The sequence below is a fragment of the Bradyrhizobium sp. JHI2711 genome (assembly GCF_056156565.1).
The window spans coordinates 1-21,455 of record NZ_JBPZPT010000001.1 but is presented as its reverse complement, the minus strand read 5'-3'; the positions used below and the strand labels follow the sequence as shown (position 1 = coordinate 21,455).

18 protein-coding genes and 1 pseudogene are annotated in these 21,455 nt (G+C 60.8%); 11 read left to right on the top strand and 8 right to left on the bottom strand.

The window, feature by feature from the left end; all coding sequences use genetic code 11:
- Positions 1-75 precede the first annotated feature (75 nt).
- From ACTEK7_RS00095 to ACTEK7_RS00070, 6 genes are all read left to right on the top strand, one after another.
- Positions 76-1,251 carry a zinc-dependent alcohol dehydrogenase gene (locus tag ACTEK7_RS00095; RefSeq protein WP_225125034.1) on the top strand — a complete coding sequence of 392 codons (1,176 nt, stop codon included), beginning with the start codon at positions 76-78 and terminating at the stop codon, positions 1,249-1,251.
- Between the two features lie 11 nt (positions 1,252-1,262).
- Entirely contained in the window at positions 1,263-1,832 is a 570-nt protein-coding gene (locus tag ACTEK7_RS00090) for a hypothetical protein (RefSeq protein ID WP_225130091.1), read from the top strand.
- Positions 1,813-3,417, top strand: coding sequence for an alpha-amylase family glycosyl hydrolase (locus ACTEK7_RS00085; protein ID WP_225148771.1), 1,605 nt, complete (start codon positions 1,813-1,815; stop codon positions 3,415-3,417). The genes ACTEK7_RS00090 and ACTEK7_RS00085 overlap by 20 nt, the downstream gene beginning before the upstream one ends.
- A gap of 162 nt (positions 3,418-3,579) precedes the next feature.
- Complete coding sequence (locus ACTEK7_RS00080; protein WP_027575113.1) at positions 3,580-3,759, top strand: hypothetical protein; 180 nt, start codon at positions 3,580-3,582, stop codon at positions 3,757-3,759.
- Entirely contained in the window at positions 3,756-4,910 is a 1,155-nt protein-coding gene (locus ACTEK7_RS00075) for a DUF305 domain-containing protein (protein ID WP_225148772.1), read from the top strand. Before ACTEK7_RS00080 ends, ACTEK7_RS00075 begins: the two co-directional genes overlap by 4 nt.
- A gap of 128 nt (positions 4,911-5,038) precedes the next feature.
- Positions 5,039-5,821, top strand: a complete 783-nt coding sequence (locus ACTEK7_RS00070; protein ID WP_057029385.1) for a Crp/Fnr family transcriptional regulator — start codon at positions 5,039-5,041, stop codon at positions 5,819-5,821.
- Between the two features lie 48 nt (positions 5,822-5,869).
- Here the strand turns inward: ACTEK7_RS00070 and ACTEK7_RS00065 are convergent, their stop codons facing one another.
- Both ACTEK7_RS00065 and ACTEK7_RS00060 read right to left on the bottom strand, forming a co-directional pair.
- Complete coding sequence (locus ACTEK7_RS00065) at positions 5,870-6,478, bottom strand: cysteine hydrolase family protein (protein WP_036013669.1); 609 nt, start codon at positions 6,476-6,478, stop codon at positions 5,870-5,872.
- A 360-nt stretch (positions 6,479-6,838) separates the two neighbouring features.
- On the bottom strand, positions 6,839-10,978 hold the full coding sequence (locus ACTEK7_RS00060; protein ID WP_225148773.1) for a response regulator transcription factor: 4,140 nt from the start codon (positions 10,976-10,978) through the stop codon (positions 6,839-6,841).
- Between the two features lie 589 nt (positions 10,979-11,567).
- Between ACTEK7_RS00060 and ACTEK7_RS00055 the strand changes: the two genes are divergently transcribed.
- A complete protein-coding gene (locus ACTEK7_RS00055) occupies positions 11,568-12,359 on the top strand; it encodes a Crp/Fnr family transcriptional regulator (RefSeq protein ID WP_036025682.1) in 792 nt (263 codons plus the stop codon).
- A 154-nt stretch (positions 12,360-12,513) separates the two neighbouring features.
- Here the strand turns inward: ACTEK7_RS00055 and ACTEK7_RS00050 are convergent, their stop codons facing one another.
- From ACTEK7_RS00050 to ACTEK7_RS00040, 3 genes and pseudogenes are all read right to left on the bottom strand, one after another.
- A complete protein-coding gene (locus tag ACTEK7_RS00050) occupies positions 12,514-12,786 on the bottom strand; it encodes a hypothetical protein (protein WP_036013665.1) in 273 nt (90 codons plus the stop codon).
- Positions 12,787-13,122: 336 nt separating this feature from the next.
- Positions 13,123-13,404 (bottom strand): annotated as a pseudogene (locus tag ACTEK7_RS00045) (hypothetical protein); the annotation flags it as partial.
- Positions 13,405-14,025: 621 nt separating this feature from the next.
- Entirely contained in the window at positions 14,026-14,715 is a 690-nt protein-coding gene (locus ACTEK7_RS00040; protein WP_057029413.1) for a LuxR C-terminal-related transcriptional regulator, read from the bottom strand.
- Between the two features lie 917 nt (positions 14,716-15,632).
- Between ACTEK7_RS00040 and ACTEK7_RS00035 the strand changes: the two genes are divergently transcribed.
- Positions 15,633-15,974, top strand: a complete 342-nt coding sequence (locus ACTEK7_RS00035) for an H-NS histone family protein (RefSeq protein ID WP_036025684.1) — start codon at positions 15,633-15,635, stop codon at positions 15,972-15,974.
- A gap of 55 nt (positions 15,975-16,029) precedes the next feature.
- Here ACTEK7_RS00035 and ACTEK7_RS00030 read toward each other — a convergent pair whose 3' ends face one another.
- Positions 16,030-16,251, bottom strand: a complete 222-nt coding sequence (locus ACTEK7_RS00030; RefSeq protein ID WP_081493985.1) for a hypothetical protein — start codon at positions 16,249-16,251, stop codon at positions 16,030-16,032.
- Positions 16,252-16,604: 353 nt separating this feature from the next.
- Between ACTEK7_RS00030 and ACTEK7_RS00025 the strand changes: the two genes are divergently transcribed.
- Positions 16,605-17,702: a hypothetical protein gene (locus ACTEK7_RS00025; RefSeq protein WP_225147609.1), complete on the top strand. Its 1,098-nt coding sequence runs from the start codon at positions 16,605-16,607 to the stop codon at positions 17,700-17,702.
- Here ACTEK7_RS00025 and ACTEK7_RS00020 read toward each other — a convergent pair.
- Positions 17,683-18,081, bottom strand: coding sequence for a VOC family protein (locus tag ACTEK7_RS00020; RefSeq protein ID WP_157784094.1), 399 nt, complete (start codon positions 18,079-18,081; stop codon positions 17,683-17,685). The two genes, ACTEK7_RS00025 and ACTEK7_RS00020, sit on opposite strands and share 20 nt — an antisense overlap.
- A gap of 76 nt (positions 18,082-18,157) precedes the next feature.
- A complete protein-coding gene (locus tag ACTEK7_RS00015) occupies positions 18,158-18,781 on the bottom strand; it encodes a GNAT family N-acetyltransferase (RefSeq protein WP_225147610.1) in 624 nt (207 codons plus the stop codon).
- 174 nt (positions 18,782-18,955) lie between these two features.
- Between ACTEK7_RS00015 and ACTEK7_RS00010 the strand changes: the two genes are divergently transcribed.
- Both ACTEK7_RS00010 and ACTEK7_RS00005 read left to right on the top strand, forming a co-directional pair.
- Positions 18,956-20,785 carry an HAD-IIIC family phosphatase gene (locus ACTEK7_RS00010; protein ID WP_225147611.1) on the top strand — a complete coding sequence of 610 codons (1,830 nt, stop codon included), beginning with the start codon at positions 18,956-18,958 and terminating at the stop codon, positions 20,783-20,785.
- The gene (locus tag ACTEK7_RS00005) at positions 20,772-21,014 is read left to right on the top strand and encodes an acyl carrier protein (protein ID WP_225147612.1); all 243 of its coding nucleotides are present in this window, start codon (positions 20,772-20,774) and stop codon (positions 21,012-21,014) included. Before ACTEK7_RS00010 ends, ACTEK7_RS00005 begins: the two co-directional genes overlap by 14 nt.
- The last annotated feature ends 441 nt before the right edge of the window (positions 21,015-21,455 follow it).

Here is a 21,455-nt window from a genome sequence, read left to right as displayed (position 1 = left end):
ATTTGCGCGCGGCGATAGCAACCATCGTTCGTGCCTGGACTTAGATGGCACGTGGCTCAACCGGGAGGACGGACGATGAAGGCGCTGGTCTGGCACGGCAAGGAGGACATCCGGTGCGACACCGTCACCGACCCGGAGATCCAGGATCCGCGCGATGCCATCATCAAGGTGACGAGCTGCGCCATCTGCGGCTCCGACCTGCACCTCTTTCACAATTTCATCCCGGGCATGCTGCCCGGCGACATCATGGGCCACGAGACCATGGGCGAAGTGGTCGAGGTCGGCTCGGGCGTCGACGGCAAGCTGAAGAAGGGCGACCGCATCGTCGTGCCGTTCACGATCATTTGCGGCGAATGCGACCAGTGCAAGCGCGGCAATTTCTCGGTGTGCGAGACCACGAACCGCAAGCGTCATCTGGCCGACAAGGTGTTCGGACACACGACGGCGGGCCTGTTCGGCTACACGCATCTGACCGGCGGCTATCCCGGCGGCCAGGCCGAATATCTCCGCGTGCCCTTTGCCGACGCCACCCACATCAAGGTTCCGGCCGGCATCCCGGATGAGCAATTGCTGTTCCTCAGCGACATCTTCCCGACCGGCTGGCAGGCCGCCGCGCAATGCGACATCGAGCCGACCGATACGGTCGCGATCTGGGGCTGTGGCCCGGTCGGGCAGATGGCGATCCGCAGCGCCATCCTGCTCGGCGCCAACCAGGTGATCGCGATCGACTGCCTGCCCGAGCGGCTCAGCATGGCCGAGGCCGGCGGCGCCACCACGATCAACTTCGAGACCGAGAGCGTGGTGGAGCGGCTCCAGGAGCTGACCGACGGCAAGGGCCCGGAAAAATGCATCGATTGCGTCGGCATGGAATCTCATGTGATGCCATCGCTGCCCGACACCCTGCTCGACCGCGCCAAGCAGATGGTGATGGCCGAGAGTGACCGGCCCCACGTGCTGCGCGAGATGATCTATGTCTGCCGTCCCGGCGGCATCATCTCGGTGCCGGGCGTGTACAGCGGCCTGTCCGACATGCTCCCGATGGGCGCCTTCATGAACAAGGGCCTGACGATGCGGACCGGCCAAACCCACGTCAACCGCTGGACCGACGACCTGCTCCGCCGCATCGAAGAGGGCGAGATCGACCCGTCCTTCGTCATCACCCACACCGTCCCGCTCGCCCAGGGGCCGGAGATGTACCAGGTGTTTCGCGACAAGCGCGATTCCTGCGTCAAGGTCGTACTGAAGCCCTGAAGGAGCCAGCCATGTTTCACTTCTCCAACATCGTTCGCACCAAGGGCGACCCCAAGATCGTCGAGGGCGGACCGAGCCTGAAGCAGCCGGCGGACCAGCTCGCGCGCGCACTCGGCTGGTTCAGCATCGGCCTCGGCGTCGTCGAATTGTTCGCGCCGAGGCGCGTCACGCACACGCTGGGCATGGAAGGCCATGAGACCCTCGTCCGCGCCTTCGGCGTGCGCGAAATCATGGCCGGGATCATGACGCTGTCGGTCGAGAAAAACGCCGGCCTGTGGGCTCGCGTCGGCGGCGACGGCCTCGATGCCGCCGCGCTGCTGTCCGGGCTGACGGCGGACAATCCCAAGAAGGGCAATGTCGCGCTCGCATTGCTGATGGTCGGCGGCATCGCCGTGCTCGACTACCGCGCCGCGCAGGACACCAGGCCACGCCGCCCGCCGCGCGATGCACGGCGCAAGCTCTATCCGAACCGCAGCGGATTTCCCAAGGGCATCGAGAGCGTCCGCACTGCCGCGAGACAGATCGCAACGCACGCTGGGCAAAACGAGGTGAAGCAAGGTGATGAGCGACGAGTCCCGTGACGAAGCTGCGTGGTGGGAATCCGCCGTCGTCTACGAGATCGCGCTGATCTCCTTTCAGGACTCGAACGGCGACGGCAAGGGCGACCTTGCCGGATTGATGTCGCGCATCGACTATTTGAAATGGCTCGGCGTCGATGCGGTGTGGCTGACGCCGATCTACAAAAGCCCCTTCCGCGACCTCGGCTACGACATCTCCGACTATTGTTCGATCGATCCCTCCTTCGGCAGCCTCGAGGAATTCGATCGCCTGCTCGAGGCGCTGCACGGTGCGGGCATTCGGCTCGTCCTCGACCTCGTTCCCAATCACACCGCGAACGATCACGCTTGGTTCGTCGAGAGCGCAAGCTCGCGCAACAGCGCGAAAGCCGACTGGTACATCTGGGCCGATCCGGCCGAGAACGGCGGGCCGCCCAACAACTGGCTGAGCCGGTTCGGCGGCAGCGGCTGGGAATGGTGCGAGGCGCGCCGACAATATTACTATCATTCCTTCCTGGTGGAGCAGCCCGACCTGAACTGGCGCAACCCGCAAGTGCGCGCCGCGATCGCCGATTCCATGCGGTTCTGGCTCGACCGCGGCGTCGACGGCTTTCGCGTCGACGCCAGTGCGGTCCTGATCAAGGACCGGCTGTTGCGCGACAATCCGGCGAATCCGCAAGCCGAGGGCAAGCCGCCGCCGCAGCGGCACACGACGGTGTTCACCGACGATCGGCCCGAGACGATGGATTGCATCGAGTTCATCCGCGAGGTGATCGACGCCTATCCCGGACGGATGTTGTGCGGCGAGGTCCAGGGCAAGACCGACCGCATCGGCCACTTCTACGGCAACGACCGGCCGCGCCTGCATCTGCCGCTCAATTTCGCCCTGCTCGATTCCAAATGGGACGCCCTCTCGCTGCAGGCCACGGTCGACGCCTATCTCAACGCCATCCCTGACGGTGCCTGGCCGGTCTGGGTCATCGGCGGCCACGACAAGCAGCGGATCGCGAGCAAGATCGGCGAGGCGCAGATGCGCGTGCTGGCGATGCTGCTGATGACGCTGCGGGGAACGCCGTTCTTCTTCATGGGCGACGAGATCGGCCGCAAGCGCGTGCCGATTCCGCAGGGCCGCGTCCGCGATCCCTTCGAGAAGCTCGTGCCCGGCTATGGCCTGTGCCGCGATCCCGAACGCGCACCGATGCGGTGGGATGACAGCCCCGATGGCTGCTTCACGACGGGCCGCCCATGGCTGCCGCTCGAGCCGCCCGATGGTGCGGCCAATGTCTCTGCACAGCAGCGCGACGAGCGCTCGATCCTCGCTCTGTTTCGCGCGCTGATGGCGCTGCGGCGCGAGCATGCCGGCCTGCAACGGGGCGGCTACGAGCCGCTGCGCTCGCAGAACGATGTCCTGGCCTTCAAACGGACGGAAGGCCGCAACGAAATTCTGGTCGCGCTCAATCTCGCGGCCGAACCGCGGAAATTCCACTGGCAAGGTCGCGGCCGTCTCTTGATGTCGACGCATCTGGATCGGCCGCCCGAGCCGGTGCCGGATGCGTCCATCCTGCTCCGGGGCAACGAAGGCGTGATCATCGCACTCGAGCCTCGGTGATATCAGGAGGAACCATCCGCGTCGCGAAGAGTCTGATCAACGCTTCCGGCGTCTTCCCCCGCCGCCGGAGGCGATTTGCAAGACCGCAGCCCCGGCGCCCACGCCCCCTTTAGGCGCCGGGGTAGCGGCGTGAGCCACGGCAGGACATATCGGAGGCAGCTCATGGGCAAGACCAAAGGTCTGCAGCAGCGGATCGCCGGCAAGACCAAGCAGGCCGTCGGCGAGATCATCGGCGACCAGGATCTGCACGATGACGGCAAGGCGCAGGCCGAGCGCGGGCGCGACGAACAGGACAAGCCGAGCGAACTCAATCCGCTGAAGAAGCTCAAGCAGCTGACGTGAACGCGGAGCCGCGACCAGCACTCACGAGTGGGGCGCGGCGCACCACCGGCGAGCGGCGGCGTTCGCGCTGGATTGCCGCGGCCGCACTCGGCCTGATCAGCAGCACGTTTTCGACAATCGTCAGCCAGCTCTTCGCTGCCCGAATCGGCCGCGATGCGGCGGTCGATTGGATGACGGTTGCCGCGATTCCTGCGCGCGACTGGGCGATCAGCTCCGAGCCATCCTGGAGCGCGATCCTGGCCGGGATCGCCTTTCACCAATGGGCCGATTTTTCCTGGGCATTGGTTTTCTTCGGCGTGCTCGGACGCTGGACGGCCGACTTGCGGCCGATGACGATCCTGCTGCTGGCGCTGCCCTGGGCCGCGTTCTCTTCAGGCATGGAATGGTTCGTGCTGGTGCCGCTGTTTCCATTCTGGCAGCCGCTGTTCACGCTGCAACAACCCTACTGGATCGGGCTGCTGGTGCATGGCTCCTCCGCCGTGATGTATCCCCTGTTCGCGCGCCTGCGCTGGAGGCGCGGGACTGCGCCTGACAGCGACGTGCGGTTCACGAATATGTGGATCACCGGCGCGCTGGCCGTGATTGCGCTACTTGGGGCGGTCGCATTGTTCGGCGGTCATGGTTACGAGCCGCCGTGGATGGGCCGCGACAGGGATCAAGACCAGGCCTACATCCGTCACATGACAACGCATCATGCCCAGGGCATCGAGCTGGCGCGGACGGCTGCCGAGCGCGCGCAGGATCCGCATCTGCGCAAGCTCGCAATGCTGATGGTCGCGAGCCAGACCGGAGAGAACCGCATATTCGAGAATTGGTGGCTGAGCTGGTTCGACACGGAGATGCCCGATTGCAGCACCGAGGAGCGGGCGGCGATGCCGGGCTTCCTGACGCCGGCCGAGATGCGCCAGGTCAAGACCGCGCCGCCGGACCAGTTCGACACGCTGTTCGTCGAGGCGATGAGCCGGCATCACCGCGGTGCGGTCAGGATGGCCGACCAGATGTGGCACAGCCGCGGCGACCCTCGTCTGCGCATCATGGCGCATGCCATCCGCCACGAGCAGCAGGGCGAGATCGCGCTGATGCACGGCACGCGCGGCCTCGCCGCCGTGACCACAGGCGTCCGCAACATGCTCGGCGACAACGTCAATTGAACGTGAGGATCTTGTATCGGCAAGCGGCCTGCTGCCTCGCCGATACTCCAGACGAACCTATCAAACGTTAATGCTTTCCGCCGTCATTATCGGCCACACTTGGGCCGACGGGGGCCGTCGGAGATCAAATGCAGGCAGGATTTGCTTTCTCGAGGCTGGCCGACCGCCTGACGAGCCTCGTCGAACTGACCCCGGAACATCTCGATCTGCTTGCGGACATGCCGAGCAGCATCGCGCATTTCGGCGCGCATCAGACCATCCTGCGGCACGGTGATGAGGCAACGCAATGCTGCCTGGTGCTCCAGGGATATCTGTCCTGGCAGAATGACGAAAGCGCAGATGGCCAGATCACCGCGATCTGCGTGCCCGGCGACATCGCCAACCTGCAAAGCCTGTATCGCCCGCGCATCGAGGGCAACCTGACCGCGCTCGGTTCCGCAATCGTCGCGCTCGTGCCGCACCGCTTCTTTCGCGAGCTCGCGGTGCGATCTCCGGCAATGTCGCACGCCTTGCTGTTGATGCTGCTTGCCGATCACGCCATCCAGCGCAACTGGACGGTGAACCTCGGCAGCCGGGACGCGTTGACACGTGTGGCGCACCTGCTCTGCGAGATCACGGTGCGGCTGCAAACCGTCGGGCTTGCCCGGGATTTCAGGTTGTCCTCGCCCTTCACCCAGTCCGACCTCGCCGCAGCCTGCAGCATCTCCCCGGTCCATGCCAACCGCACCATCCAGGAGCTGCGCCGCTGCCATCTGCTGCAATGGCAGGGCAAGACCTTGACCATCACGGACTGGCCGGGCCTGGTCCGGCTCGCCGGCTTCGACCCAACCTACCTGAGCATGCGGTCCGGCGCGGACGATGCTGGGCCGCCGCATGCGAGACCGGTGGCGGCCGACATCGCGGTCGCTTGATCCGCCTCGTGGGCGCAAGGACCTTGCGCGGCTCAATGACGTCGGACCCTACTCCCGCCAGACCTCGGCCAGCTCTTCCGCTGTCACCAGGTCGACCTGGCCGTGGAAGCGGGTGCGGTACATCGTCATGAGCGCGTCGTGGCCGACGTCGGACGAGCTGCACAGCGCGTCCTCGACAAGGACGATCCTGAAGCCGAGATCGACGGCGCTCAGGACCGTCGAGAGCACGCAGACGTCCGTCTCCGCGCCCGATATCACGACGGTGCCGACGTTCTTCTCGACCAGCAGGCTCGCAAGACCGGGATTGCTGAACGCGGAATAGGCCGGCTTGTCGATCATTGCCGCCGGCGGAACGAAACGTGCCAAGGCCGGCACGAGTTCCAGAGCCGATGACGGCAGATGCCTGCGCGTCGCCTGGCGCCAGCGGCGGAAATAGCTCTGCCACTGCCCCGGGCGATCCTCCGGATCCTGCGGAGTGATGAAGCGCGTGAAGATCGTTCTCTCCGCGTGGCGCGCAACGACCGAGACGACCGTCGGCAGCACCCGCTCCATCCAGGGCGTCGCCCAAAGGCCATCGGGGGCGAAAATGTTCTGCATGTCGATGCACAGGTGAACGGCGCCGCGGATTTCGGCAACATCGGACATAGCGTCCCTCATCGTCCTCCACCTTCAAGCGCATTCGGCGACCAGTTGCGAATGCGAGGCGAGGGCTTTGGTTCCGAATCGCGGCGTGCAGCGCGAGGTGGTGCGCTCGGAGGGCGGTCGCATTTTCTGCGATTTCAATGAGTTATCGAGGACTATCAATGCATCAGGGGCATTTCAAGTCTAAGAATATCTTTCAGGAAGGCCACCCAGGGCGCGTCTTGTCGGGTGGCGTTTTTCGAGAGATCGCGCTGTCCCACGGGTTGGTCCCACGGCCGGCCACTCAAGGATCCAGGCCGCATATCAACCGACCAGTATGCGGAGCAGGCTGTTCAACATCGGCCCTGCGTCCTGCTCGCGAGACAATGTAACATTTCAAATCAGCAGGTCATGATGCGCAGCTACAGGGGCGTGATGGGGACCGTTATTGCCATGGTTGGCCGCGGGATCATCCAGTCCGTTGGGCAGGATTTTGACGAGGATATCGAGGGTGGCCGCCTGACCGGGCTTGGCGCGTGGATCGAGCGGAATGTGGACCTCTCTAGGTTCAATCGTGACGATGGGAGTGAAAGGAGTTGCGTCGCTGTCGAAGCGGAACACCCGATCTTGATGGGCGCCGCCGGTCTCGAACGCAGCTTTAGCCGGCTGTGCGGCCACCGATGCGATTGCAGCAGGTTGCGTAGCGTGCTGCGAGTTTCCGTTCCCTGCACTATCGCCTTTTGTGGCGCTCGATTCGGCGATCTCGGCTGCTGCTGATGCCTTTGCGGAGGCCGAGTGTGAATTGTATCCTGAATTGCTATGCTGCAGGTCAGCCAGTTTTGCCGTGGCCACTGCTGCCGACGCGCTTGCGTCCGATGCACGATGATTGTCGCCCTCACCGACACTCTTCTCGGACATGAAGACAGTTTCAGCCAACTCGGTGGTTGTCGCCTTTACAGGCTCCGGCTCCGCCGTTGCAACACTTTCGTCAGCCTTCGGGCCGTGAGCAGAGGTCGAATGCTCCCATTTGTTACTCTGCTCCACGCCGCTGGGCTCTGCCATCTTCGCTGACTCGCGCGTATAGGCTAGAGTCCAGGAATGATGCTCATTGTCATTGCCGAGGCCATTGCCCGGTGTCGCCTTTGCTTCGGCCGTCTCGGTGGCCGCCGTTGCCGACCCTCGCTCCGACGCGTGCGAGTTGCTGTCGTCCAGACCGCCTGGTTCGGCCGCTTTTGATGGCCCTGACGAATCGTCCGAAGCCAGTGGATCATGCGCGTTGTCCTTGCCGGCGCGATTGCCCGGCATGGACTTCACTTCGGCCGTCTCGGTGGCCGCCTTTGCCGACCCTCGCTCCGACGCGTGCGAGTCGCTGTCGTCCAGGCCCCCTGGTTCGGCCGCTGTTGCTGGCCCTGACCAATCGTCCGATGCCGGTGAATCATGTGCGTTGTCCTTGCCGGCGCGATTGCCCGGTACGGACTTTGCTTCGGCCGTCTCCATGGCCGCCTTTGCCGACCCTCGCTCCGACGCTTGCGAGTTGCTGTCGTCCAGGCCGCCTGGTTCGGCCGTTCTCGCTGACCCTGACGAACGGTCCGAAGCCGGTGGATCATGCGCGTTGTCCTTGTCGGCGCGATTGTCCGGCATGGACTTCGCTTCGGCCGTCTCCGTGGCCGCCTTTGCCGACCCTTGCTCCGACGCGTGCGAGTTGCTGTCGTCCAGGCCGCCTTGTTCGGCCGTTCTCGCTGACCCTGACGAACGGTCCGAAGCCGGTGGATCATGCGCGTTGTCCTTGCCGGCGCGATTGCCCGGCATGGACTTCGCTTCGGCCGTCTCCGTGGCTGCCTTTGCCGACCCTTGCTCCGACGCGTGCGAGTTGCTGTGGTCCAGGCCGCCTGGTTCGACCGTTTTCGCTGACCCTGACGAACGGTCCGAAGCCGGTGGATCATGCGCGTTGTCCTTGCCGGCGCGATTGCCCGGTATGGACTTCACGTCGGCCGTATCTCTGGCGCCGGCCATTGCAGAGATTTGCTCGGGAGCGTGCTGCGCCCCTTCGCGGTCGTCCCTGTGCGCTGTCGCGAGGCTCGATTCACCAAAATCGGCTGCTTCCGGTGCGTTTTTAGAGGTTGAATGCACCGGCTTGCCATGTTCCGCGCTGCCTGTTTCTGCCGTCTTCCCTGACTTTCCCGAAGGGTCCGAAGCCGGGGATTGATGCTCGTTCTCATCACCGACATCACTCCCAGGTATGAAGCCACCGTCCGTCTGCTCCGCACCTGTTTCCTTTGCAGGCCATGACTCCAGAACATGCTGTGAGTTACTGCCGCCCGCGCTACCGGCCGCTGCGATGCTGGGGCCGGTGCCTGCATCGTTCCGCTGACTCTTCAATGTAAGACTTTCAACTTCCGTTACCGCTGCAGCATGAGCAAGCACGATCGGTGATATGCGAGCCGCCCCCTCGGTCCCATCGACGCTCTCTTCCGTTGTGCGGGCCGGCGCGAATTCAGTCCTCAAGCCGGCATCAGCCAGACTGTCCCAAACTCCAGCGGTCCCGAGCGTGCTCTCTCTCGTCCCGATACTTGCATGGGCACTGTCGGTACTCAGAATAGCTTCGATTGCAATCACGGATGTCAGCGCTTCTTCGAGCTGCTCCAACGTGAGAGCGGCCGCCGCGGCTGTCGGCTGGCCGACAAAATCCGATTCTGCGATGGATACAATTCCCGGCAGATGGATTTCCAACAGGTCGCGGTCTCCGATCTCCAGAACATGATCGGTCGCATTCACATAGACGATCGTTTCATTGGTTGTGGAGTTGAAGATCCAAGCGACGGTGTGTGGCGGTATGGACTTGCTTGCTGCTGTCATATGAAGCCTGGCAAGGGCTCCGAAAGCCGCAAGATTGATCCTGCTCGGCCCAGACGCGAAGTTGAAGACAGAGTCGGAAGAGGTAGAACTGGAATCGGTCGGGTCGCGATGAACAACGTTTTCAGCGACGTTGCCGCCCATCAGCTGATCGTGGCTATATCCGCTACTACCGGCATCGTGACTGAAGTGCACGAGGCCGGCAAGTTTTTGGAGAGTCTCCCCTACGGTACCATCACTCGAGTGGCCCCGAGTGCCTTCTCCGGCGGCGCTTTCATTTTCAACGACCACAAACGCGGAAGGCAGGTGAGAAGCCTGCGCAAGGAAACCCGGGACTGAATCATCTACATGATGATCGTCGGCATTGGTGATCGCAGCCAGTTTGGTGGCCGCATTGTATCCGGTAACGTCCACGAAGCTGTCGAGCGGCGCTTTGGCCGGGTCATGCGACGGCAATGCCAAATGGGGATCGCTGAGTGTGTAGATCAACGCACCGGTGAGAGTGGCGAAAGTACCATACCCTCCGTGAATCAAAGTCGGATTGGATGTCAGCCGCGAGAATAGATGTTCCTCGGTGGAGTCACCTCCAATCTTCGCGTCGTTCATTCCTCGCAGGGAAGGTGTGGCCAAACCGGGCGTGCTTGATCCAACAGAACCGTAGTCCTTCCACGATTTCGAGCCTGCGGATTGCTCAGCGGTGCGAGGCGCTTCCATTGCCGAGGCCGCGGTCGAGATTTGGCTCGCCCCGACAAAAACGCCTCTCTGAGTGAGCGACGGCTTTTCGTCGGAATCCGCGACGATGGCGTGACGGAGGATAGCTCGCTTCCAGAGCTCATATTCGGCATACTCCACCGCGGGGCCGGTGCTGTCGTCATGCGGAAGAATGTCGTTTGCCTCCGACGCCTTGAGTTCGTCCGCAATGGCGACCGCCAGGAGAGCCAGCGAGAGCATTCCGAACCCGGACGGGCGTTGTAGCAATGCGAGGGTGGCGAGCACCGTCCTGTTGGTTATTTCAAGCTTCTGAAATATGTTGTGCAGGTGTACTTTAACGGTTCCATCTGAAACGTTTAGCTGGTGCGCGATCTCCTTGTTCGACATTCCTTCTGACACCAGTCGTACAATTTGACGTTCGCGCGGCGTCAATAGCTCCAGTAGGTTGTCGATTTTGCTGCTGTCGGTTTTCTCGACGGTTGGCGAGAGATCGGACTGCTCCAAAAAGCTACGCTTCGTCATCAGTCGCAGCGATCGCAACACAGCGTCCGGTGCAACATGCTTCGCGATTGCATCACACGCGCCAGCAGCGATGGCCAAGGTTAGATCGTGGTCCGTGTCGGAATCTGTAAAGAACACCAGGCGCGTGGGCAGCCGATCAGCTTTCGCAATGACGAGGATCTCGGATGCCGTTAGATCTGGCAGGGTGTCAGCAAGAAGTGCAACGTCGGGTGTCAAATTCCGCATCGCTTGGATGCAGCTTGTCCCGTCGCTGCACGACGCGATGACGTCGAAGTCCGGCTGTGCCCCGAGTACCGACTCAAGCCCCCGTAGAACCATCGGCTGTCGATCGACGATCACAAGCCGGATGGGCTTGAATATCCGCTCTTTCGCAGACGTGTCTAACATGGAGCCTGCCTCGACCCGGCCGTCTATGTCCTTCGGCATATAGCCGAGACCGAGTGAGGTCATTAAAATACAACGAATAGAATAAAGAAAGAGATTTAATCCGGTTTAACCATATCTAAAATCGCGAATTTGACGTGCAAATGTGCCCATTTGCCGTAAGTCCTATCCTTTTGCCGAACAGTACGGCGACGCCAGGCCGTTGGGTGGGCTTCGAGTGGGGCACACGAACGGCTCACGGCCGTCATTCCAACGCTTTTGGTCCCCCGGCGGCCAGAACACCATCTTGGAAATTGGCCCTCCCTGAGACGAGACTTTCAGAGCGCGCTCGCGATGCGCGCCTGCGCGCTTCACAACTCAAGGCCGATCAGCTGTTCGGAGAATGATCGTTGGCTGGGATGCTGTTCAGCCGCAGCGCAGGCTGCCGTCGGCGAGTCGACGACATCAATTGCAGGTCCGCGACAGGTCCGTATAAGCGCAAGCTGGAGTCGCGGGCGCAGGCCGTCCCTTGAATGGCGGACCAGCGCGTGCTGGCCTTCATCGCAGGAACCATATCTGTGGTTGCCAGTTGACTGCTGTTGAGCTGCACGCCGGACAGCAGCTTGACGAGCCGGCATGAGTTCTCGCGCCGAACATCCGTCGGGGGGTTGATCCCATGATGGACCACGCGACCAGGGTTGGTAATCGGTTGTTAGCAGCGTTGCCGCCGGCGGATTTTGCTTTGCTTGCACCTCATCTGCGGAAGATCGGGATCGAGCGCGATACGGTGCTCGTCCGATCAGGCGATCGGATCGAACATCTTCTCTTCCCCCTGAGCGGCGCGATAGCCACTATCATGGAGTTGCCGAACGGGCAGACGGTCGCCACGACGATAGTGGGGCATGAAGGGGCTGTGGGTCTGACGTCAGCGCTTGGCGCATCCCACTCGCCCGTGACGGCCGTTGCTCGCATCGCCGGGACCGCGCTGCAGATCTCGCCCGCGCAATTCCTGACAGCGCAACATTGCAGCCCCGCCGTCGCAGCGATGGTGCAAGTGTTCACGAGATCGTTGCTGACGCAACTCCAGCACGTGGCTGCCTGCAACGCATTACATTCCGTCGAAGCCCGCTTGGCGCGCTGGCTGCTTCACATTCACGATCGGGCAAATGGCAGCGATCTCCTCCCGCTGACCCAAGAAACGTTGTCGGAATTGCTGGGCGTCCGCCGCACCACCGTCACACATGTCGTGAGCACAATGCGGACATCAAGAGCACTAAGATCCAATCGACGTGGCCAGCTTGAAATCGATCGGCCGCGGCTCGAAGCCATGGCATGCGAATGCTACAAGGTCATGAGCCGCAGAATCGATCGGATCGTCTCGCAGAGCACGGTCGGGCTCGTTCATAGGCCTCCAGCGCGGAGCGCCTCCCGCTCGCCTGGCGGCCGAATAGCCGGGACAGGCTCTTAGAACCAGTTCGTTTTCGCGAACCACCCCGCATTTGCCCGCGCCATTCGGCAAACCGCGCGAGGCTCGGTCGCTGCAAACGTCCGATCCTGCGCGGCATTTTTTTCGACTTTGCGGCCGGCTCCCGGCCGAAGCGAACAATGGACGAAAATTCCTGTCATCCACTCGCCTTGGGACGCTCGTCACAACAGCCCGACTTCTTGCGAATGAGCGGTATGGCCATGAGCTTTGCCTGTGCGAAGCCGGAAGGCCCACCCGCGGTCCGAGCCGGGTTGTTGGCGCTGCCCGCCTTGCGCAGCTTGCGCTGAAGATTCTCCTCTCGACCTACCCGCTCTCTGAGCTTTTCAAGTTCCGCAAGCTCTGCCACCAGCGCCTCGAGACGTTCTCGAAGCAGCGCCGCAGGACTCTCCGCTCGAACGCGGATATTCATGACACGCTCCTGATCGAGGTCTTGAGAAGAAGTCGCATAAGGTCAGGAAAAGTATGTAATTCACCACAATCGCATGAACATTTGGCAGTGTTTACACCGCAAATCGCGCTGCGGCGGTGCAACAAGGGACGACTCGGCCGGAGTTTAAGAAAGGTCCAGCCCTGCCAAACCGTACGGCGCCGCAGGCTCACGCATGGGCTGAGAAGACTGCTATCGGCTGGATTCGGCTGCACTCGAAATCCTGGTGTTAGCTCCCGGACACTCGGCCTTGCGCTTTTCCTCGTCTTCTTCTGCGCAATCGAGCCCACCACTTGCGTTTGGAATTCCAGAGCTGCCGCCGGTTGCGAAAGGCCCTTTCGCACTGCCTCCGCCACCGCCAGACCCGCCGCTACCGCCACCGGCTGCCCCTCCTCCGGCGCGAGATGATTTAGCAGAGCCCCCGCCAGGGGCTCCCCCGCCCCCTGTTGACCCGCCGCTGGAGCTCCCCGGTCCCGATACGGACGGCCGGTCGTTATCGAAGAACGACGATTGCCTCCCATCCTTCTGCGTCACTCCACGCAGGCCCCCCGAGCTTGCAATGGCTCCTGAGGTCAGGGAAGTGGATAGAAGCAGAGTCATCACTGGGGGTGTGACGGCCGCAAATCTTCCGCAGGTTTTCAAGAACGCCCGCCGGTCGTCATCTTCGTTGCCGTCCCGGGTCACAACACGCTCTCCTCGGTTTAAAATATTAATTACGGTATTATACATTAAATGTATTTTCAACCGATAATTTTCTTTATGTGAGTGGTGTTTCTTGACGTGCGCCGTCAATTGATCGTGGGCAATTTCCGTACTCGTTCCTGTACTTCCTGGCCTTCGGGCGCAGCTTCGGAGTTGCGCTCGCCATTTAATAGGATTAATTTGCGTTTTAACGGACGTCGAGCGCAGGGCTCGATTGCAACGGATGATGACGATGCCACTGCAATTCCACCGGTCTGTCCGCGACATGGAGATCTGGAGCGCAACCAGCGAGGGCTTCTCGTTCGTGATCAGCTTCGGAAGCCCGAGAGGCCCCGGCTTTCATGGCCGCGCCGGCTATTTGGCGAGTTGGCGTCCGCTCCACAAAAACCAGGCCGCAATCAAGATTGGCGGTTCGCCCTTTCGAACGTTAGCCGAGGCCGAAGGGGCCTGCAGCGACATGGCTGGGCTTCTGGCGCCACGATAACCCCCGCGCACGTTCGGAAGAGCCAGACACTCCCATTATTTCACGCTCGCCGGATCCTGATGCAACAGATCAGGGGGATCCATCTTACGTGACGCGGCATGCAGCTCGTTTCGCGAAATCGCCAATGCCGCGAGAATCGTGCGATTGCTGATGTCCAGCTTTTGGAAGATATGATGAAGGTGGACCTTGATCGTACCGTCGGCAAGGTTCAACCGACGTCCAATCTCCTTGTTCGATAGACCCTCCGACACAAGCCGCATGATTTGCCGCTCCCGGTCCGTCAGTTGTGCCAGGGGCTTCTCATCGGGGCGGGCCTCATCATTGGCTAGCCATGCGCTCGGCGAGGCCGCTGCTTGGCCCTGGGCGGCTTTCCGCAGGGTTGAGACCAGCATCTCGGCATCCGAATCCTTCGAGAGGACGATGCAGGCGCCCTCCAAGGCCAGCCTTTGCAACTCACAATCCGCCGCGACACCGGCGAAAAAGACTACCGCGGGACTTGGGCCTGAAGCGTTTGCGGGAGCGAGGATCTGCTGCCGGCTGACATCAGGCAGTGCAGCATCGACGAGCGCGACGTCCGGCACAAGAAATCGGATTGCCTCATTGCAGCTTGCGCCATCGCTGCAGGACGCAACGATCGTAAAATCACGCTGCGCTGCAAGAACGCTCCTGATTCCTTGCAAAACGATCGGATGTCGATCCGCGATGACAATTCTGGTGCGGTGCATGCTTCCCCTGCCTATCGCTAACAACCCCCCGTGCAGCCGTTTAATCCAACAATTTCTTCGAAACGCGAGGATGACGGGTCCGCTCGGCGACAATGTCACACAGTCTCAAATCCTAGACAGCCGAACGTTCGACGACTGCGCCACGGTAACTTGACCGGCAAGTATGCGCAGCACCGTAAGAATGCGGTGCTCAACATTCGAGGCCGCAAGCTTGTAGACGAAAGCCAAATTTCGACAACGCATGATAGATTCGATCAGAAAATTCTCCCATAGAATGTCTAGGCGCACGGATCGGCTGCTGTGTCATGATGGTCAACATCCAATTAACTTCATTGGCACCGTTATTACCAACGATATATTGGGTCATTCACGATTCAAATCTAACATTCGACGAAGTTTCGACGAACACGAGATCGTTCAAAAAGCCACGTTATTGAAGGGAGGAAAAGTAATACTATTCATCAAGGCGAAGCTGGTTAGTAAAGCACGAAAACGGCTGCGTCGCGCAGCCAGTGTAGCAACGACGAAATCCGGTCACCCATATTGGAGCTGCATATTCGCCAATTCAGCAACTTCAATGAGCGGTCATGGAGGGCATCGTTGGCAATGAGTAGGTGGTCACATGTATTCTTCAGCAGTTTTGCGTCAAACTCATCAGGCTCTCATCATTCAATTCACTGAATTGCAGAACTTGCGTAGCCGCGTGTCGAAGGCCGAGCAGCGATTGCTTGCGCCGAGGCGACGAGCCCGGGGGCGGAGGGCGAAGCGACCGCTGGTTCGGAGGCACGGGCCCAGCCGGTAACTCCGACCACCACGCACACTGGCGCAGCGGCACGGGTGATCGTGCTTGCCGGACCCCGGTTTGACCTGATAAGCCCCCCTCCTGTTTCGGTTCGGAGGTAGTGGGGACGGCTTCCATGGAGAACGATGACTGGGCATCTATGACCACAGCTGAGCTGTGGCGACTCTACGATGAGGTCACTGCTGTTCTTAGTCGCAGGATGACCGCGGAAAAAGCCAAGCTCGAAGAGCGGCTTCGCAAGATCGAAGGTAAGACCGGGGGGCAGACCGAGGGACGTGCACGCCGCCCCTACCCTCCCGTGCTGCCGAAGTATCAGAACCCTAAGAACCCGTCCGAAACCTGGTCCGGCCGTGGTAAGCAGCCTCGATGGCTGAAGGCGCAGCTTCGCGCCGGCAAGAAGCTAAACGATCTCCTGATCGACCGCCCGTCCGCACAACGGCGCCGCCGGGCCGGCTGAACCTCCGACCGGTCCCCGGGACGGTGGTGTCAGGGCTGGGCCGCCAGGCGCCACTTTAGCGAGTGCTATCTTCTTTCCCGTTAGGACTGCCGTCCCCACCACCGTTGCCCTTGCCATTATTGCCCTGCACAACGTTTCCGCCAGAACTAGCGATGGCGGATGAGGTCAGAGAGGTCGAAAGCAGCAGTGTCATCACGGGAGGAGTGACGGCGGCAAATTTTCCGCAGCTTCTCAAGAACTCACGGCGGTCTTCACTGTTGGAGTCGGTCGGGTTCATCGGCGCTCTCCCTGCGATGGCCATATAAAATAAGCGGATTTGGATGCGTCGCAAGTTAAATATGTTAATCTCGCCTTTTAAATTGTCTCCGCGCAAACAACACCTTGAGTACTATCGCATGCCGACGCTCCCGTCGCGGCGCATCGGTGAACTCCTGCGCAAAGCGAGGTCCAGAGGCAGATTATACCAAACGACTTATATGCACAGGGGGCGCTACTATTATATTTTAATCGCATTAAATGAGGCGGCACATCGTTCTTCAGCGTCGCTTCGGCGCTAATGGGGCTAGAGCAGTCGCCGCACATGCGCCCAAGCGACCGCTTTCCCACCTGACGAAACCGAGAGGCGATTTCATGATCGGGACCGAGTCCGGTGTAGCGTTCGGGCAATTGCGGTCTCGCTTCGACACCACCTTACGACCAGGCTTCTCATTGCCACGTCTGGGCGCCCTGATGAGCCGCGCCCTCACCGAAACTCTCTTAGACCTTTCGGAACTAACGGTTCTCACCGAGGCTGCGACCGGGGCGTATGCCGTGACGGCCGTTCTCGCAGCGATGGCCGGAGCCAGGCACGTCTATGCCTTTACGAAAACTACGCGGCACGGCACCTCGGCTGAAGCCATGGACCAGACCCTCAAGCTCGCAGATTCGGTCGGCGTGGCCAATCGCATAGACATCCTGGAGCAGATCACCCCCGATATCATCCATCAGACGGATATCGTAACCAACAGCGGCCATCTTCGGCCTCTGACCGCTGCGCTTATTGATGAGCTACCAAAGGAAGCCGTCATCGCCTTGATGTACGAGGCCTGGGAACTTCGCTCCGAGGACCTCGACATGGACGCATGCTTGCGGCGCGGAATTCCAATCGTCGGCGTGAACGAACGTCATCCCTCAGTCGATGTCTTCTCATTTCTCGGTCCACTGTGCGTGAAGCAACTGCACGATGGCGGCTTATCCGCTTACAAGAATCGCATTGCCCTGCTGTGCGACAACGACTTCATTGGCTCGCTTCGCTCCGGTCTCGTGAGCTCCGGAGCGAGCGTGGACGTCTTCGAGGACGTCCAGACCTTGTATCATGACCAATGGGACGCAATCATCGTTGCGCTGCGACCGGCGGCTAAGCCTCGCATCGGCGCGCCGGAAGCAGCTCACCTCGTTGCGTGCGCGCCCCCTAGCGCCATTGTCGTGCAGTTTTGGGGCGACATCGATCGAACCGTATTGTCAGAAAATGGGTTGGGCGTTTGGCCAACAACGCCTCCTGGATCAGGGCACATGGGCATTCTGCTGTCCGAGCTTGGCCCCGAGCCGGTCGTGAGACTGCAGGCCGGCGGCCTGCGCGCTGCTGAATGGGTTCGGCGCAGCGGAGCTGTGTCGTCTGACGGGCTCGCGCAAATCGTTACTTGGCATCCGGATCAATCGCCAACTCGCGCTAGGCCCTCGCCTCGATGAGCTCAACGAGCGTGAGCGTCGCGGAGGCAAGAAACACTATGCGGCGCATGTCGAACGCGACCGCCGGCGCGGGTGACGATACAGGAAGATATTGCTCCGACCTAAAGCAAGCGATCGCGTCGTCGAACCGAGCTGCTTCGTAAGCAAGATGATAGAACTTGCTGCCGCGCTTCAAGATACCTGCCACAGGCGATTGTGCGCCGATCGGCTCAATGAGCTCCAGGCGCGGACCGCCGCCTGATACAAACTGTATCCGAACCTGCTGGATGGGGTCCTCGAACATGGGGCCTTCAGGGCTATAGCCAACGACCGCGAGCTCGGACAGCTCCGCCGCGATCTTTCGACACGCCATTCCCACGTGATGAAAGTGCAAATCCATGCGCTGCTCCTCCCTTCCCTGGCAGCCTAAGGAGACGGGCGGCGTCGAGCGGAATCTGGCTGGTTGCTCAAACAGTTTAACTCTCTCGTGCATCGAGGAGCAGCGCCGACCAGGCCTGTTTTAGCCGTGGATAGTCTGCGCGCGACATCCGAAACGTAATCACGTCGTCGCCGTTCCACCAAGCTTTCGGCGCAACCTTTTCAATTTGGAAGCCGAGGCGAATATGAAAGTTCTTCGCGGCTTTGTTCCGGCTTTGAACGTTGGCCACGACGGCCGAAAGCCCCAGCTGCTCGAATGCGAATTCGAGTAAAAGGTCGAACATCTCTGCCAGGAAAAGGCGCGCGGCAGGATCGACGATCAACCGCGCAACTTCGCCCTGTCCCGCCGCGAAATCCAGGTTCGCCAGCGCGATGCTGCCAGCCGGCTTCTTCGAGCGCTTGAATTCGGCAATGAAATAGTAGTCGTCGACCCTCGCTTGATAGTTCCGGAAAAACTCTTCCTGCTGAGCCAAGGTCAGCTTCTCGCGGGTCAGGAACTTACCGAGAACGGGATCATTCCGCCAAGCGATGACTTGCGCGGAGTCCTCCAGCCGGAGCTCTCGGAGAAGCAGGTTATTTCCTCCGGGAAGCAGTTTGAGATTCTCGGCTTTCGTGGAAAGCGTGCTTGGGCTCACCGGCTCCGGCCTGATATGCACCATCATCTGTTTATTGTACCTTAATTAGTGATTTAAATACATTTAATTGACCCGAGCCATATCATCATTTAATGTGGGGGACAATACATCATGTCGCTGTCCTGACGGAGGCTCGCCATTCTCGCTGCAGCACCCCTGCCGGACCGGCCCATCAATGATGCCGAACTCAAGTCCCTGGCGTTGTCAGGCGATGCCACGTCCTGGGGGCATCTTGTCGCCCGCTCGCGGCAAGCGACGAGCTTCTCCGAGCTGTTCTTTCTGTCGACGCTTCGAAAAAAGGCGAAGCTTTATGCACCCGGAAGCGTCCAGCCAAGACTCCGCCTCGCCCTCATAGGCGGCTACAACCTTTATCCGTTGCACGAACTGGTTGAACATCTGCTGGCCATTCGTGGGATCGAGTGCGAACGTTTCCTCGGCGAGTACGATAATTTCGTCTCGGAGATCCTTGACGGCTCGAGCTCACTGTACGCCTTCAAGCCGGATCTCGCCTTCATACTGCCGAACGCGAGCCACTGCCGGTTTTCAGGCTCGCTCCTCGATGACGTCGAACATCAGCGCGAAGCCGTAGTCCGCGCCGCTGAGCACCTCCTCGACCTCGCGCAGACTTTCACCGTGCGCTCCGGCGCGGCGGCGATCCTCGCCAATCTTGCGCTGCCCGGCGGCCTCGATCTCGGCTCGTTTCGTTCACGTACGCTTGGCACCGACTGGAGTTTCCGAAAGGCGGTCAATCTCGAGCTCGGGCTTCGGGCCCCAGCTGAGGTGCAAATCTGCGACGTCGAGTTCCTCTCGGCGCGGCGAGGGATCTCGGCCGCGGCGGATGCGCGAGCGTGGTATGAATCGAAGCAGATCGGCTCACCTGACTTTCTCGTCGACATCGCGCAAGAGCTAAGCCATCTGATCGCCTCCCGGAAGCAGAGCCCCAAGAAGGTCCTGGCGATCGACCTCGATCAAACGCTATGGGGCGGCGTGATCGCGGAGGATGGTATCGAGGGAATCGAACTTGGCGACTCGTCCCCCCGTGGTGAAGCGTTCAAGGCTTTCCAGAGGTACCTGCTTGGACTTTCCCAACGCGGCGTCCTGCTTGCGGTATGCAGCAAGAACGACCATGCACGCGCAATCGAGGTATTCGAGAAACATCCTGAGATGGTTGTCCGGCTGGAGCACTTCGCGGCCTTCAAAGCCAATTGGGACCCGAAGTCGGACAACCTGCAGAGGATCGCGGAGGAACTCCGCCTTGGCCTGGACAGCTTCGTGTTTGCCGACGACAACCCGGCGGAAATCGAGATCGTGCGCCAGTTTCAGCCGTTGGTTACAGGTGTACTCCTCGGGCCGGACCCCGCCGAATTCATCGTTCGCATCCAGGCCGGACGTCATTTCGAGCCACGGACCATCACCGAGGAGGATCTCGAACGGACGGCGCAGTACAGGCAGGAACGGCGACGTACGGAGCTCGCAGCGAGCGTCACCGACATGCCTGCCTACCTCGCCTCACTTGAGATGCGAGGCACGATCAAAGAATTCGACTCGCTCGACGTTCCTCGCATCGCCCAGCTGATCGCGCGCAGCAACCAGTTCAACCTGACGACGGCCCGTCGGTCCGAGACTGAGATTAAGGCGCTCCTAGGAAGGCCGGACTACCGGTGCTTCACGATGCGGCTCGAGGATAGATTCGGTGATTCCGGGCTCATCTCCGTAGTCATTGCAAAGATCGATGGTGGCGTCTTCGTTCTCGATACCTGGCTCATGAGTTGCCGCGTGCTGAAGCGCCAGGTCGAGGACGAGATCATGAATGAGATTTTCCGGCTCGCAGCGGCTGCCGGCTGCACGAAAGTGCGCGGCATCTATCTCCCAACGGCCAAAAACGGGATCGTCGCCGAATTCTACGAGGAGTTTGGTTTCGCGCGTACGGAAGACTCCGCAACCCGAAAAGAGTTCGAGCTGGAGGTGAGGAAGTATCAGGTGCGTTCGACAAAGATAGATGTTGCCCGGAGAGCTTATGAAGCAGGCTGAAGTATTAGCGAAGTTGCAGGAAGTATTCGACGGAATCTTCCTCGAGAAGATCGCGGCCATCCCCGAGCTCTCGGCGGCGGACGTCGATGAGTGGGACTCGCTCATGCAGATCTCGCTTGTGATCGCCGTCGAGCAGAAGTTTCGCGTTCGATTTCGCGTTGGCGAGGTCGAGGCGGCGCGGAATCTGGGTGAGTTCGCCGACCTAATCGCGAAGCGGATGGAACCATAAGAGTTGGACATCGCGAGTGCGTTCGAAGCTGGGCAAACGGCACATCCCGCTGAGTGCACGAGATCCGTGACGCACGCCTGCTTCTTCAAGCTCAAGAGAAAGTTGACGAACGGCGCTACTACAAAGGCAAAAACCGCTTCCGATTTAATATTTTTAATGTTATTTATATTGTTAAATACGAACCAACGTGACTGCCGCGACCGAAACTACAACCCGTACAGCTGGTGTTGCTATTTTAGATAGCATGTAGTCACGCTGACTAGCTGGGGGAGTACAACTGACGTGCCGGTGAAGTCCAATAACCGCCCCGGTATGGTAAGCGTCAGCGGGACGCCGACGCAGAACCAGACCTTGACCGCGACCGTGAGCGATGCGGACGGAGTGCCGGGCACCGTCTCTTATCAGTGGCAGCAGAGTGCGAACGGCAATTCGTGGAGCAAC

What these genes read in the sequence shown, in the direction of transcription:
- ACTEK7_RS00080 (WP_027575113.1), top strand. Translation starts at nt 3,580, where the DNA reads ATGGGCAAGACCAAAGGTCTGCAGCAGCGGATCGCCGGCAAGACCAAG.
- ACTEK7_RS00060 (WP_225148773.1), bottom strand. Translation starts at nt 10,978, where the DNA reads ATGACCTCACTCGGTCTCGGCTATATGCCGAAGGACATAGACGGCCGG.
- ACTEK7_RS00065 (WP_036013669.1), bottom strand. Translation starts at nt 6,478, where the DNA reads ATGAGGGACGCTATGTCCGATGTTGCCGAAATCCGCGGCGCCGTTCAC.
- ACTEK7_RS00085 (WP_225148771.1), top strand. Translation starts at nt 1,813, where the DNA reads ATGAGCGACGAGTCCCGTGACGAAGCTGCGTGGTGGGAATCCGCCGTC.
- ACTEK7_RS00050 (WP_036013665.1), bottom strand. Translation starts at nt 12,786, where the DNA reads ATGAATATCCGCGTTCGAGCGGAGAGTCCTGCGGCGCTGCTTCGAGAA.
- ACTEK7_RS00020 (WP_157784094.1), bottom strand. Translation starts at nt 18,081, where the DNA reads ATGGATTTGCACTTTCATCACGTGGGAATGGCGTGTCGAAAGATCGCG.
- ACTEK7_RS00035 (WP_036025684.1), top strand. Translation starts at nt 15,633, where the DNA reads ATGGAGAACGATGACTGGGCATCTATGACCACAGCTGAGCTGTGGCGA.
- ACTEK7_RS00025 (WP_225147609.1), top strand. Translation starts at nt 16,605, where the DNA reads ATGATCGGGACCGAGTCCGGTGTAGCGTTCGGGCAATTGCGGTCTCGC.
- ACTEK7_RS00070 (WP_057029385.1), top strand. Translation starts at nt 5,039, where the DNA reads ATGCAGGCAGGATTTGCTTTCTCGAGGCTGGCCGACCGCCTGACGAGC.
- ACTEK7_RS00015 (WP_225147610.1), bottom strand. Translation starts at nt 18,781, where the DNA reads ATGATGGTGCATATCAGGCCGGAGCCGGTGAGCCCAAGCACGCTTTCC.
- ACTEK7_RS00030 (WP_081493985.1), bottom strand. Translation starts at nt 16,251, where the DNA reads ATGAACCCGACCGACTCCAACAGTGAAGACCGCCGTGAGTTCTTGAGA.
- ACTEK7_RS00095 (WP_225125034.1), top strand. Translation starts at nt 76, where the DNA reads ATGAAGGCGCTGGTCTGGCACGGCAAGGAGGACATCCGGTGCGACACC.
- ACTEK7_RS00005 (WP_225147612.1), top strand. Translation starts at nt 20,772, where the DNA reads ATGAAGCAGGCTGAAGTATTAGCGAAGTTGCAGGAAGTATTCGACGGA.
- ACTEK7_RS00040 (WP_057029413.1), bottom strand. Translation starts at nt 14,715, where the DNA reads ATGCACCGCACCAGAATTGTCATCGCGGATCGACATCCGATCGTTTTG.
- ACTEK7_RS00090 (WP_225130091.1), top strand. Translation starts at nt 1,263, where the DNA reads ATGTTTCACTTCTCCAACATCGTTCGCACCAAGGGCGACCCCAAGATC.
- ACTEK7_RS00055 (WP_036025682.1), top strand. Translation starts at nt 11,568, where the DNA reads ATGATGGACCACGCGACCAGGGTTGGTAATCGGTTGTTAGCAGCGTTG.